The organism is Pseudalkalibacillus sp. Hm43, assembly GCF_054170705.1.
In genome coordinates, this window is sequence record NZ_CM135129.1 from 2,706,997 (window position 1) to 2,720,560 (window position 13,564).

Consider the following 13,564-nt stretch of genomic DNA (forward strand, 5'->3'; position numbering starts at 1 on the left):
CAATAACGTTGAATGACAGATTCGGGAGGTACATATGGAGCTCTATCACCTGTATCAAAACAATTATCTGGTCGTCCTCATGTTCCTGCTTTTAGGGATACTGTTGCCTGTGGTCGCATTGACAGCCGGGAAAATTCTTCGGCCGTCAAAACCGAACAAAGAGAAACAGACAACCTATGAAAGTGGGATAGAGCCCTTTCATCAAAGCTGGGTGCAATATAACGTACGCTATTATATCTTCGCGTTATTGTTCGTCATTTTTGATGTAGAGACCGTCTTCCTATATCCATGGGCTGTGGCCTATGAGAAACTAGGAATTTTTGCATTGATTGAAATGACAATCTTCATTGTGATGCTGTTGATCGGACTCATCTATGCGTGGAAGAAGAAGGTGTTAAAATGGATGTAAGATTACAAGATATCTCCCCGCAAGACCATCAGGAACTCCAGAAAAATGTATTCTTTGTCACGCTCGAACAAGTGAAAGCGTGGGCTCGAAGCAACTCCCTATGGCCCCTCACGTTCGGGTTGGCTTGTTGTGCCATTGAAATGATGGGAACTGGAGCTTCCCACTATGACCTGGACAGATTCGGATCTATATTCCGTACATCACCGCGTCAATCGGACGTGATGATCGTTTCCGGCACGGTTACGAAAAAAATGGCGCCAGTCCTGAAGCGTCTTTATGACCAAATGCCAGAACCGAAGTGGGTCATCGCCATGGGTTCATGCGCGACTGCCGGTGGACCATACATAAAATCGTATGCTGTTGTAAAAGGAGTCGACCAGATCGTACCGGTCGACGTCTATATTCCTGGCTGCCCGCCAAACCCGGCAGCACTCATCTATGGAATTAATAAACTACAAGAAAAAATCCGCTATGAAGCTAAGACAGGAAAGCGGGTGACCGATAAATGAGCGATCAAGACAAACCGTTCTCCGAGATGACGCCAGAAGAGAAGGCGGAAGCGAAGCGTAAAGCCGTGGAAGAGGCGAAACGCAAGGCTGCCGAGAAGAAGGCGGCGAAGGAAGCGGCTGAAACCTCTGAAGCCCCCGCCGAAAAACCTTTTTCTGAAATGACCGAAGAAGAGAAGGCGGAAGCGAAACGAAAAGCCGTCGAAGAAGCAAAGCGCAAGGCTGCAGAAAAGAAGGCAGCGAAGGAAGCGGCTGAAACCTCTGAAGCCCCAGCCGAAAAACCTTTTTCTGAAATGACCGAAGAAGAGAAAGCGGAAGCGAAGCGTAAAGCTGTGGAAGAGGCGAAACGCAAGGCTGCCGAGCGCAAAGCTGCTAAAGAAGCCGAAGAGTCGTCTGCTCAAGCAGACTCACCAGCTGACGAAAAAGCCAAAGCTGCAGCCGCTGCCAAGGCTAAGGCCGCAGCTGCCGCTAAAGCCAAAGCTGCTGCCGCTGCAAAAGCGAAAGCTCAAGCGTCTGGTGGAGCTTCTGACGATGAAAAAGCAAAGGCGATTGCCGCTGCGAAGGCCAAGGCTGCCGCTGCTGCTAAGGCAAAAGCTGCAAAATCCGGTGGCGGAGACGGCGATGACGAAAAAGCGAAAGCAATCGCTGCCGCAAAGGCAAAAGCGAAAGCCGCTGCTGCTGCCAAAGCAAAGCAAGCGTCCGGTGACCAAAAGGAAGAAGCACCGGTCGAAGAAAAGCCATCACCTAATCAACCCCTCCTAGACAAGTACGTCAAGGTCATCCAAGACAATCTTGGCGACGACATCCTAGAAGATTCATATATTAACCGTTTGGCAAAAGATGTGCCAACGCTTGTTGCGAAACATGAAAACTACTATAAATTGGCTGAGTTCATGAAATACAACGAACAGCTCTGTTTTGAATATGTAAGCGAATTGCATGGAACCGATTTTGAGACCCATATGGAAGTCTATACCCATATGTATTCCTTCAAAAACAACCAGCCTGTCGCACTGAAAGTGAAAGTCGATCGGGACAAACCTGAAGTCGCTTCACTTGCACCTCTATGGCCTGGTGCAAACTGGCCGGAGCGGGAAGCGTACGACTTGCTCGGCATTCATTTTACAGGTCATCCGAACTTGACGCGGATCCTGATGCCGGATGATTGGGTCGGCTACCCGATGCGCAAAGACTATGAACCTTACGATGTGGAGGTGTAACCTATGATCCGTACAGAAGAAATGCTCCTCAATGTTGGACCTCAGCATCCGAGTACGCACGGTGTTTTCCGTATTGTCCTGAAAATTGATGGAGAAATCATCAAGGAAGCGAAGCCGGTCATCGGTTACCTCCATCGTGGAACCGAGAAACTAGCAGAAGACCTGCAATATACGCAGATCATCCCTTATACAGACCGGATGGATTACTTATCTGCGATGACGAACAACTACATCATCTGTCATGCGGTAGAGACGATGATGGAGATGGAAATCCCGGAACGCGCGGATTACTTACGTATTCTCGTCATGGAGCTTGGTCGGGTTGCGAGTCACCTCGTCTGGTTCGGTACATATTTACTCGATATCGGGGCGATGAGCCCGTTCCTGTATGCGTTCCGCGAACGTGAAATGATCATCAACATGTTGAACGAAATTTCAGGTGCCCGCCTGACGTTCAACTATATGCGTGTCGGCGGTGTGAAATGGGATGCCCCAGAAGGATGGATCGAGAAAGTCCGTGACTTCGTACCGCACATGCGTAAACAACTAGCAGGTTACCATGACCTGATCAGCGGAAACGAAATCTTCTTGAACCGTGTAAAAGGAGTTGGCTATTACACGAAGGAAGACGCCTTCGCTTATTCCTTGAGTGGCGCAAACCTCCGTTGTACAGGAGTCGATTGGGATCTTCGTAAAAAAGAACCGTATTCACTGTACGACCGATTTGACTTCGATGTTCCGGTCTTCGACGGTGGCGATGCGTGGACACGTTACCAATGCCGAATGGCGGAAATCGAAGAATCGTTGAAGATCGTCGAACAAGCTGTCGAGCAGTTCCCGGCTGAAGGGGACATCATGGCGAAGGTTCCACGGATCATCAAGCCACCGGCGGGAGAAACTTACGTACGAATCGAATCCCCTCGTGGTGAAATTGGTTGTTATATCGCTTCACAAGGCAAAAAAGAGCCATACCGGTTGAAATTCAGAAGACCGTCGTTTTATAACCTGCAAATATTACCGAAGCTGTTGGAAGGCGAAAACATCGCGAACCTCATCACGATCCTTGGCGGCATCGACATTGTACTCGGGGAGGTTGACGGCTGATGATTGAAGAACTGCTTTATTCAGCACCTTCATACTTGAGTACATTGATCTTTTTTGCACTTGGCGCAGGCTTACTGATGATGGTACTCGGATTCGTAACGTACGCCATCTTAGCAGAGCGTAAGGTCATCGGGTTCATGCAGCTCCGTGTCGGACCGAACCGAGTCGGTGGACCGCTTGGACTCCTGCAAACCGTAGCTGACGTTCTGAAGCTTTTATTAAAAGAAGATACCATTCCGAAAGCGGCGGATCGACCGCTATTCATATTGGCACCGATCATCGCTTTTGCACCCGCATTTATGGTGCTTGCGGTCATTCCATTTTCCGAGTCACTCCGATTTTCTGACATCGGAATCGGACTTCTCTACTATATCGCGATTTCTGGAATCTCAACCGTCGGAATCCTGATGGGTGGATGGGCATCGAACAACAAATACGCCTTGCTCGGTGGCATGCGTTCGGCGGCCCAAATGATTTCATATGAAGTACCACTTGTCATGTCGGTCATCGGAATCATCCTGCTGACAGGAAGCTTGAACCTTGTGGAAATCGTTGAAGCGCAACAAAATCTGGCGTACTTGTTCGTCCAGCCACTTGCGTTCTTCATCTTCCTCGTCGCTTCAGTTGCTGAGTTGAACCGTACACCGTTTGACTTACCAGAAGCCGAGTCTGAGCTTGTCGCAGGTTACCATGTCGAGTATTCCGGATTCCGCTGGGCGTTCTTCATGCTCACAGAGTACGTGTACTTGTTTGCAATGGCTTCGATTACGACGATTCTTTTTCTCGGAGGATGGAACCCGGTTCCGTTCCTTGAATTCATACCAGGGGTCATCTGGTTCGCAATCAAATTCAGCATCATCGTGTTTATTATGATCTGGCTCCGTGCGACGTTACCGCGTCTCCGTGCCGATCAGCTCATGTCATTTGGATGGAAAGTACTATTACCGTTAGCCTTGCTCAACATTTTTATCAGCGCGGTGATCAAGGAAATCTGGTTCTAACGGAGGGATTGCAATGAAAGGACTCGTAAAAGGGTTAAAATACACACTGAAAAATTTGACCAAACAGAACGTGACGTATTCGTACCCGGATGAACCGATCGATATGCCAGACCGATTCCGCGGAATCCAGAAGTTTTATCCGGAGAAATGTATCGTTTGTAACCAATGTGCCAACATCTGTCCGACCGATTGCATCGAGCTGACAGGGAAGAAGCACCCTGACCCGAACAAAAAGGGGAAAATCATCGATACGTATGACATCAACTTCGAAATTTGTATCCTTTGCGACTTATGTACAGAGGTTTGCCCGACAGAGGCGATCGTCATGACGAACAATTTCGAGCTTGCGGAATATAGCCGTGATGAGCTGTTCAAAAACCTGGAATGGCTCGATGAAAACGACACGAATGTTCGAAGGGAGAATAAGGCATGAATGGTGAACTGATCTTATTCTTCATCCTCGCGCTCGTCGCGATCGGTAGCGGTGTGCTGATGCTGAACCTGACGAAGGTCGTGCACATGGTCATCGCTCTCGTGTTTACATTTTTATCAATTGCAGGATTATACATCATGCTGTCAGCGGAATTCCTCGCATTCGTGCAAATCCTGATCTACTCGGGCGCAATCACGATCATCATGCTGTTCGGAATCATGCTCACGCGGCATGACGATAAGACGGAGTCGAAAATCGGGCTCCCGAAATTGATTCTGGTGCTTACCGGAATCGGTGTCTTTTTCGCGATCATGTTCTTCCAGATCAATGACTTGAGCTTTGGAGAGCAGGCGACGGAGCTGCATGTTGATAACGCTGAGAAAATCGGTATTGAACTTTATTCAAAATACGTCATTCCATTTGAATTGACATCCGTCCTGTTGTTGGTCGCATTAGTCGGTGCGATTGTACTGGCGAAGCGGGATGATGAAAAGGAGGCGGAGGACAATGAGTAGTGTCCCTTTATCGGTTTATCTTGTCCTTGCTTTAATCCTCTTTTGCATCGGATTGTACGGGGCACTGACGAAACGAAATGCCGTTATCGTCCTGATCTCGATTGAATTGATGCTGAATGCAGTGAATATCAACCTTGTTGCGTTCGCGAAGTATGGTATCAACCCAAGTATCACGGGACAAATTTTTTCCTTGTTTACGATTACCGTCGCAGCTGCTGAAGCAGCGGTAGGACTTGCAATCCTCATTGCACTCTACCGTAACCGCAAGACCGTAAACGTAGATGAGATGGATATATTGAAACGATAAGGAGGAGGCCGAAACATGAATCCCATCATCTGGATCATACCCGCACTACCGCTTCTATCCTTCGTCCTTCTCTTATTGTTTGGTCGTAGGTTGAAAGAAGCGTCCGCACTGGTCGGCTCATTGCTGACTTTCGGTTCGCTCATCCTCTCACTCGTCATTTTCGCAGGGCAGTGGGGTGGAGAATCGGTAAAAGCAACGATGGAATGGCTTGCGATCGGCGATACGGTTCTGACCGTCGGATATCTGGTCAACCCGTTGAATGCCTTGATGCTCGTCATCGTATCGCTTGTCAGCTTTTTAGTACAAGTGTATTCGAAAGGCTATATGCACAAAGATGAAAGGTTTCCGATCTTTTTCGCCTATTTGGGCTTGTTCACATTCGCGATGCTCGGATTGGTCATATCGCCGAACTTGCTTCAGTTGTACATTTTCTGGGAGCTCGTTGGAGTCGGATCGTTCCTATTGATCGGATACTACTTTTATAAAAGAGATGCGCGTGAAGCCGCGAAGAAAGCGTTCATCATGACGCGTATCGGGGACGTCGGCTTGTTCATCGGGATGATTCTCCTGTTCTGGCAAGTCGGAAGCTTCGAGCTTGATGTCATTTTCGATGCCGTATCGGGTGGCGATATATCAGAAGGATGGATCACACTCACAGCCATTCTGATCTTTGTCGGCGCAATCGGAAAATCAGGTCAATTCCCGTTACATACATGGTTACCGGACGCGATGGAAGGTCCGACACCGGTTTCCGCATTGATTCACGCCGCTACGATGGTAGCAGCCGGGGTCTATTTGGTCGCTGCGATGTTCCCGTTGTTCGAAGCATCTGAAACGGCGATGACGACGGTTGCGGTCGTAGGTGGCTTCACCGCGATTTTCGCCGCGACGATCGGTCTTGCTCAAGCGGATATCAAGCGGGTTTTAGCCTATTCAACAGTCAGCCAGTTAGGCTACATGATGCTTGCACTCGGATCATCTGGATATGTCGCAGGAATTTTCCACCTGACGACACATGCCTTTTTCAAAGCATTGCTGTTTCTGGCAGCAGGTAGCGTCATCCACGCGGTACATACCCAAAACATCCACGAGATGGGTGGCTTATGGAAAAAGATGAAATGGACCGCTCCGCTCTTCTTGATTGGAGCGATGGCAATTTCAGGCGTGCCTCTGTTATCCGGATTTTTCAGTAAGGATGAAATCTTAGCTTCGACTTATGCAGATGGTCGTTACGGACTGTTCTGGGTCGCAGTCGTTGCAGCATTCCTGACCGCCTTTTATATGTTCCGACTGTTTTTCCTCGTCTTCACAGGCGAGTCGCGCAGCTCGGATAAGAAACTGAAGGTGCACGAATCTTCTGGCGTGATGGTGTTCCCGATGGTTGTTCTCGGTATTCTTGCGATTGTTGCCGGATATATCAATACACCAATGGCGACCGTGTTAGGAGACTACCTGGCACAAAATCAGTATTTGGACATTCATCACCATGAAACGCACTGGTGGATTCCGGTCGTCGCAACCGGCGTATCGTTGCTCGGTATTTTCATGGCATGGCTCGTCTATGCAAAGAAAAAGGTCGCTCGACTTTCAGAGTCCGCACCGGATTTCCATTACATCTTATTAAATAAATATTTTATCGATGAAACATATGATTATAGCTTTGTTAAAGGAACGAGAGGCTTCAGTTATTTATGGTACTATGTCGATCGGTTCGTCGTTGAAGGCTTAGTCCAGTTGGTTGCTTCAGTGGTCAGCTGGTTCAGTAAAATCGGCTCCAAAGTACACAACGGACAGGTTCAAATTTACGGGTCCGTTGCATTCGCCGGCATGGCGATCCTGTTGCTGATCGTCGCCTGGTTAGGGGGGTACTTGACGTAATGGATTCTATACTTCTATCAGCACTCATTTTCTCCCCGTTACTCGGTATTTTGGTTTTATTATTCGTCCCGAAAACGGATGAAGTTCTTATCAAGTGGATTGGTTTATTGGCAACCCTTTTACCATTAGTATTGGCGTTCTTCGTCTATTTCGGTTTCGACACAGCGAAAGAAACGCTTCAATTCGCTGAACAGTACAAGTGGATCGATTTCAATATTCAGGGACAGCCGAACGGGAATGATTTCACGATCAAGTATGACCTCGGCGTCAATGGATTGTCGGTTGTGTTGATGTTGTTGACGGCGATCGTTTCAACTTTGGCCGCAGCAACGTCGGTTTGGATCAAAGACCAGTGGAAAGGATACTTCATGTTATTCCTTCTCCTCGAGGTAGGAATGCTCGGCGTCTTTGCTTCTCAGAACCTATTGCTCTTCTTCATCTTTTTTGAAATTACGTTGATCCCGACGTTTTTCCTGATTGGAAAATGGGGTTATCTTGATAAGGAAAAGGCCGCTTACAGCTTTTTGATTTATAACGGATTAGGCTCAGCGATCTTGCTGATCGTCTTCATCATTCTGTACATGAAGTCAGGTACGATGAATTTTACGGGGTTATCAGCGTTCCTGAGTCAACCCCCGGAAATGCTCGAACGTTACTATTTAGGTGATAACTTCCGCATGGGACTGTTGATTGCCTTGCTTGTAGCGCTCGGTGTAAAGCTGCCGATTGTACCGCTACATTCGTGGATGCTACAAGTACACGTGCAAGCACCACCATCCATCGTGATGATCCACTCAGGCATCCTTTTGAAAATCGGTGCTTATGGACTGTATCAATTCGGACTCGGTTTCTTCCCGGGTGAATTTGAACAGATCGCATTCTGGATCGCATTGCTCGGCGTCATCAACTTGTTGTACGGCGCATTCATCGCGTTCGTTCAGATTGATTTTAAAAAGGTGCTCGCCTATTCCAGTGTGTCTCACATGGGGATAGTGTTGATCGGACTTGGGAGTTTGACTGAAGCCGGAATCCAGGGTGCGATGTTCCAAGTGATCTCTCACGGATTGATTTCCGCGCTGCTGTTCTTCCTCGTCGGGTTGATATATCAGCGCACGGGCACATCACTCATCACCCATCTCGGTGGGCTGGCGAAGATGATGCCGATTACTGCTGGATTCTTACTTGCTGGAGGATTGGCGTCACTTGGATTGCCGGGTATGTCCGGATTCGTCAGTGAATTCATGGCCTTTTTCGGATTGTTCAAGACGATGCCAGTTTTAGCCGCAATCGGAACACTCGGTATCATCCTGACAGCTGTCTATATTTTACGAGCTGTGTTGACGATCACGTTCGGTGAAACGAAAGAAGCGCTCGGCACGATTAAAGAAGGCCGTTTCGTCGAATGGCTGCCAGCGTTGATTCTCACCTTTTTCATCATCTTAATCGGTGTCTATCCGGCAGTGCTGTCTGATATGTTGCACCTTACGATTGAAGCCATGATGGCAGGTAAGGGGGCGATCACATGACATTAGAAAAATTACTCAGCTACGACTGGGGCATCATGGCTCCGGAATTTACGATTTTGATCGTCGCGACTCTGTTATCGTTGATCGATTTGTTCATGCCGGCCAAGGCTAGCCGCAAACCGCTCGCACTTCTCGGATTGCTTGGTGTCGTGGTGGCGATCGTTTTCGCCGTTTTTCAGATTGGCGAGCCGACAACGTCCATTCTTTTTGACACGTATCGCTTTGATTCATTTGCACTTGCTTTCAAACTGCTGTTCCTTGTTGCGACCGGACTGATCCTAGTACTCGCGATGGATTATGAAGGTGAGCACAACTGGCAGTACCGGGGGGAATTCTTCTACCTCTTATTGACCGCGCTACTCGGTGCGATGATGATGGCGTCCAGTGCCGACTTGATTACCTTGTTTGTAGGGCTCGAGCTACTATCGATTTCCTCTTACATTCTAGCTGGAATAAGGAAGAAGAACTTGCAGTCGAATGAAGCAGCCTTCAAATACGTTGTGAACGGCGGGATTGCCACTGCAATTACATTGTTCGGGATGAGTTATGTATACGGCTTGACCGGTACGACGAATCTATACGGGATAGCAGAAGGATTGACCAGCCCAATCGTTGAGCAGAATAAGTTCTTATTGCTTATGGCGTTCGTCATGCTGCTCGTCGGTCTTTCTTTTAAAATCGCAGCCGCACCGTTCCATATGTGGGCACCGGATGTATATCAAGGTTCACCGACGCCAGTAACGACATTCCTGAGTGTCGTTTCGAAAACGGCTGGCTTTGCGCTCATTTTGAAAATATTCTTGATCAGTTTCTTGTCGGTGCAAGGCTGGCACAATACGGTCGTCCTGGATCTACAGCCTTATATCGCATTTGTAGCGGGCGTGACGATGATCGTTGGAAACGTCATCGCGTTAAGGCAACGGAACATTAAGCGCATGCTCGCTTATTCAAGTATCGCGCACGCAGGTTACGTGCTTGTACCTTTCGTCTCTTTGTCTCTGTTGGTCTTTAAAGCGACTTGGTTCTATCTACTCGCTTACCTATTGATGAACATTGGGGCTTTCGCTGTCATCCAATTTGTGACGGAAAGGGAGAAGTCAGAAGACATGACCGCTTTTTCAGGGTTATATGCACGCTCACCATTTGTAGCTGTGATGATGTCCGTGTTCATCATTTCCTTAGCGGGCTTACCATTTACGGCTGGGTTCATTGGGAAGTTCGGAATCTTCATGAGCGCGCTCGGAACGGGCCACTACGTCCTCGCGTCGGTCATGATTGCGACGACCGTTGTCTCGTACGTGTACTATTTCAACGTGCTTGTGCACATGTATTTCCGAAAAGGAATACTGGAGCGGATTCGCCCTTCAGTCGGCATGCTCATAGTCATGATTGTATGTGCGGTTGGAACGATCGCGTTCGGCGTTTATCCAGCTGCTGCGCTTGAATTTTTCCATAACGGATTCGACATGAGTCAGTTGTTCGTAAAATAAATCGACAGAAGAATGCACTCCAGTAGAATGGGGTGCATTTTTTGTTCGAAATTCACCCTGTCGCTTATGTTACACTCATCAAACGACATCATTTTCGAGGAAATCGTCATATATTGCGTGGGAAATAACAACTATGTAGGACAAAAGGTGTAATTTGTAAAAAGATGCAATATACTGAAGGAAACATAAAGATCTTGTCGAAAAATATAGAGAACCTGAAATGGAGGTCCCTAAATGGAGCCTTTTGGACAACAGTCTTTGTTAAATATCATCGTCAACCTGGTTTTTCTAGCTGTATCATGGTGGGCGATTCAAGGACTTCACATTGAAAAGTTTATAAAGAGTGGAAAAGTGGTACAAGCAAGATTGTTGATGATCTTGCTCACGATTGCACTTGCGTCATTGGTCAGCACATTTTTCATGAATTATTTATCTTGGTCATTGCAACTTCAATACTTGTTTTAACGTCTAATGGAATAAAGGCTTTTGCAAGCAACTTTTTACGAACAAGAGGATCTGTACATAATATGTCGGTTCTTGACTACATCTTCCATGTATGAGTCTCCATCTAAGGGCAAAAATGGTAGTAGAGACGTTGTACAAAAATTCAGCCCTTTTTGTACTCATATCGAACGGGAGAGGTAGTGGGGAAGATGAACCGGAAGCTTACTGTGTTATGGATGACATTGGCGATTTTGCTTGCATGCTTTTCAGGTGCTGAAGCGAAGCAATCCGATTGGACGGATCGAGAGCTTCAGGACATCACACGTGTCATGGCAGAATCTGGGGTATCCATCCAGAACTGGTCATTATATGGTAAAAATGACTTGGGTTTTATATCTGATTTTGTCGGGTATGTATTGTTAGTAGAAAGCCTGCAGGCAAAAACACCAGAGTTTCGGTGGGATGAGGTTGACGAAACAAATGAGCATTGGAAGGTATCCGGATATACCAATAACTCATTTGGATTAACTGAAAAGGTTACCCTGTTTGCTTACCCCCACAAAGGACAGTACATGACGTACATTATCTATGAAGTTATGGGGACAGCATGGGACCCAGAGGAGTGGGACGCTTATAGGCCTATCTATAGGGAGAAAGTCCAATTGCTGATCGGAAAGAATCCTACAATTTATACTTGTGTCAAAGGTGAGAAGAGTGCTACAATGGGTATTGTTTTGCAAAAATTGGCGAAACAACTCGTTCAGTCATTTGACGCAACGATCATCGAATCAATAAACGAAGAGACATTTCTGTCCTTATCAGCATATACTGACGAATGGAAGCAATCCATAGCAACGAAACAACAAGAGATGAACTTACAAATTGGACTTCGAAATAACGGAATAGGCGGAAAGACAACCATTACTATTGGAACACCGATCATAACGACTGAATATTAATATTTATATAAATTGGACGCGGAGGGGAATATCTTGGAAAAAATCATCGTCCGTGGTGGTAGGCGGTTAGAAGGCTCCGTTAAAGTAGAAGGAGCAAAAAATGCCGTACTGCCTGTCATCGCAGCATCTATCTTAGCAAGTAAAGGAACAAGTACAATTTCGGAAGTACCGGCACTTGCCGATGTATATACGATTCAAGAAGTTTTACGTCATTTGAACATTGATGCGGAGTATGGGAACAACCAGATCAAGGTTGACGCATCTAAGACTTTGAAGACGGAAGCACCTTTTGAGTATGTACGTAAAATGAGAGCATCATTCTTAGTCATGGGACCATTGCTTGCTCGAGTCGGAATTGCAAGAATCGCATTGCCAGGCGGCTGTGCAATCGGCTCTCGACCGATCGACCAGCATCTGAAAGGTTTCGAAGCGATGGGTGCCGAAGTGAAGATCGGAAACGGCTTTATCGAAGCGAAAAAAGAAGGACGCTTACAAGGAGCGAAGATCTATTTAGACTTCCCAAGTGTAGGTGCCACTGAAAATATCATGATGGCCGCTGCATTGGCAGAAGGCACAAGTATCATTGAAAACGTCGCGAAAGAACCTGAAATTGTTTGCTTAGCGAACTATTTGAACGCAATGGGAGCAAAAGTTTACGGTGCTGGAACTGGCACACTTCGAGTCGAAGGTGTCGAGGAAATGCACGGAGCGGATCACACTGTCATCGCAGACCGTATTGAAGCAGGAACTTTCATGGTCGCTGCTGCTATTACGGGTGGAGACGTGACGATCACGAACGCTCAACAGGAACACTTGACTCCGTTGGTAGCAAAGCTTGAAGAAATGGGTGTATCTGTTACAGAAACACCTGCAGGCGTACGTATCGTCGGACCTGAAACTTTGAAGCCGGTCGACATCAAGACAATGCCTCACCCTGGATTCCCGACGGATCTCCAGTCTCAGATGATGGCTCTATTGCTTGCTGCGAAAGGCACAAGTGTTATTACTGAAACGGTATTTGAAAACCGCTTCATGCACGTGGAAGAATTCCGCCGCATGAATGGTGATATCAAAATCGAAGGACGCTCAGCAGTCGTGAATGGACCTGCAAAACTGCAAGGTGCAGAAGTTGCTGCGACAGACCTACGAGCAGGAGCTGCATTAATCCTTGCTGGATTGATTGCAGATGGATATACACGAGTGACTGAATTACAGCACTTGGACCGCGGATATGTCGATTTCTCTGGAAAATTAGCCGGACTCGGTGCAGACATTGAACGTGTGAAAGAAGAAACAGAAGAAATTGTGGCTGAACAACAAGAACAAACACTTAACGCAAAGCCAAACATGGCATAATACATGGATTATTAAGAAAAGCCATTCTCCAACTATGGAGGATGGCTTTTTTGCATTAAAGTAGAGAAGAAGTTCGATGAAGTGGTGCCAGGTACCGATTTAGAAGCCAGTTGTACCAGGGGTTTCTGATCGGTACCTGGCACTTGTTGAGGAGTGAGTGGTATCAAGGGTTCCTGATCGGTACCTGGTACAGACTCGGTATTCCAACTGCGTTTGGTTTATATTTTCTGATTTTGGATTATAAATCCCTGAAACGGGTCTATAATTTCTGAATTTGGATTATAATTTTCAAATCAGGCTTATATTTCTTCAAATTGGGTCTATAATCCCGAATCCTTCAATCTATGAAATGAAAAGGCGGCCAAAAGTCGTCTTTTTCCATTAACTATGACTTACGAGGGATTCTTTTTTACATC

Annotated in this window: 14 protein-coding genes; all 14 read left to right on the plus strand. The window is 46.9% G+C overall.

All coding sequences use genetic code 11. The features are described 5' to 3' along the window. Positions 1-34 precede the first annotated feature (34 nt). On the plus strand, positions 35-409 hold the full coding sequence (locus ACXQIQ_RS14280; RefSeq protein ID WP_439301692.1) for an NADH-quinone oxidoreductase subunit A: 375 nt from the start codon (positions 35-37) through the stop codon (positions 407-409). Continuing rightward, positions 400-918, plus strand: coding sequence for a NuoB/complex I 20 kDa subunit family protein (locus ACXQIQ_RS14285; RefSeq protein WP_439301691.1), 519 nt, complete (start codon positions 400-402; stop codon positions 916-918). The genes ACXQIQ_RS14280 and ACXQIQ_RS14285 overlap by 10 nt, the downstream gene beginning before the upstream one ends. Then, positions 915-2,135: an NADH-quinone oxidoreductase subunit C gene (locus ACXQIQ_RS14290; RefSeq protein ID WP_439301690.1), complete on the plus strand. Its 1,221-nt coding sequence runs from the start codon at positions 915-917 to the stop codon at positions 2,133-2,135. Before ACXQIQ_RS14285 ends, ACXQIQ_RS14290 begins: the two co-directional genes overlap by 4 nt. Positions 2,136-2,138: 3 nt before the next feature. After that, positions 2,139-3,239, plus strand: coding sequence for an NADH-quinone oxidoreductase subunit D (locus ACXQIQ_RS14295; protein ID WP_226547456.1), 1,101 nt, complete (start codon positions 2,139-2,141; stop codon positions 3,237-3,239). Then, positions 3,239-4,240, plus strand: a complete 1,002-nt coding sequence (gene nuoH / locus ACXQIQ_RS14300) for an NADH-quinone oxidoreductase subunit NuoH (RefSeq protein ID WP_439301689.1) — start codon at positions 3,239-3,241, stop codon at positions 4,238-4,240. Before ACXQIQ_RS14295 ends, nuoH begins: the two co-directional genes overlap by 1 nt. A 13-nt stretch (positions 4,241-4,253) precedes the next feature. Beyond that, on the plus strand, positions 4,254-4,673 hold the full coding sequence (gene nuoI, locus ACXQIQ_RS14305; RefSeq protein ID WP_226547454.1) for an NADH-quinone oxidoreductase subunit NuoI: 420 nt from the start codon (positions 4,254-4,256) through the stop codon (positions 4,671-4,673). After that, the gene (locus tag ACXQIQ_RS14310) at positions 4,670-5,188 is read left to right on the plus strand and encodes an NADH-quinone oxidoreductase subunit J (protein WP_226547453.1); all 519 of its coding nucleotides are present in this window, start codon (positions 4,670-4,672) and stop codon (positions 5,186-5,188) included. Before nuoI ends, ACXQIQ_RS14310 begins: the two co-directional genes overlap by 4 nt. Then, positions 5,181-5,495: an NADH-quinone oxidoreductase subunit NuoK gene (gene nuoK / locus ACXQIQ_RS14315; RefSeq protein ID WP_439301688.1), complete on the plus strand. Its 315-nt coding sequence runs from the start codon at positions 5,181-5,183 to the stop codon at positions 5,493-5,495. Before ACXQIQ_RS14310 ends, nuoK begins: the two co-directional genes overlap by 8 nt. A gap of 15 nt (positions 5,496-5,510) precedes the next feature. Then, complete coding sequence (gene nuoL, locus ACXQIQ_RS14320; RefSeq protein WP_439301687.1) at positions 5,511-7,373, plus strand: NADH-quinone oxidoreductase subunit L; 1,863 nt, start codon at positions 5,511-5,513, stop codon at positions 7,371-7,373. Further along, entirely contained in the window at positions 7,373-8,899 is a 1,527-nt protein-coding gene (locus ACXQIQ_RS14325) for a complex I subunit 4 family protein (protein ID WP_439301686.1), read from the plus strand. Before nuoL ends, ACXQIQ_RS14325 begins: the two co-directional genes overlap by 1 nt. After that, entirely contained in the window at positions 8,896-10,389 is a 1,494-nt protein-coding gene (nuoN, locus tag ACXQIQ_RS14330) for an NADH-quinone oxidoreductase subunit NuoN (protein WP_439301685.1), read from the plus strand. The genes ACXQIQ_RS14325 and nuoN overlap by 4 nt, the downstream gene beginning before the upstream one ends. Before the next feature lie 234 nt (positions 10,390-10,623). Next, positions 10,624-10,854 carry a DUF1146 family protein gene (locus ACXQIQ_RS14335; RefSeq protein ID WP_439301684.1) on the plus strand — a complete coding sequence of 77 codons (231 nt, stop codon included), beginning with the start codon at positions 10,624-10,626 and terminating at the stop codon, positions 10,852-10,854. A gap of 188 nt (positions 10,855-11,042) precedes the next feature. Continuing rightward, positions 11,043-11,792 (plus strand): YwmB family TATA-box binding protein, encoded by a 750-nt coding sequence (locus ACXQIQ_RS14340; protein WP_439301683.1) that lies wholly within the window; start codon positions 11,043-11,045, stop codon positions 11,790-11,792. A 33-nt stretch (positions 11,793-11,825) separates the two neighbouring features. Then, a complete protein-coding gene (murA, locus tag ACXQIQ_RS14345; protein ID WP_439301682.1) occupies positions 11,826-13,148 on the plus strand; it encodes a UDP-N-acetylglucosamine 1-carboxyvinyltransferase in 1,323 nt (440 codons plus the stop codon). Positions 13,149-13,564 lie beyond the last annotated feature (416 nt).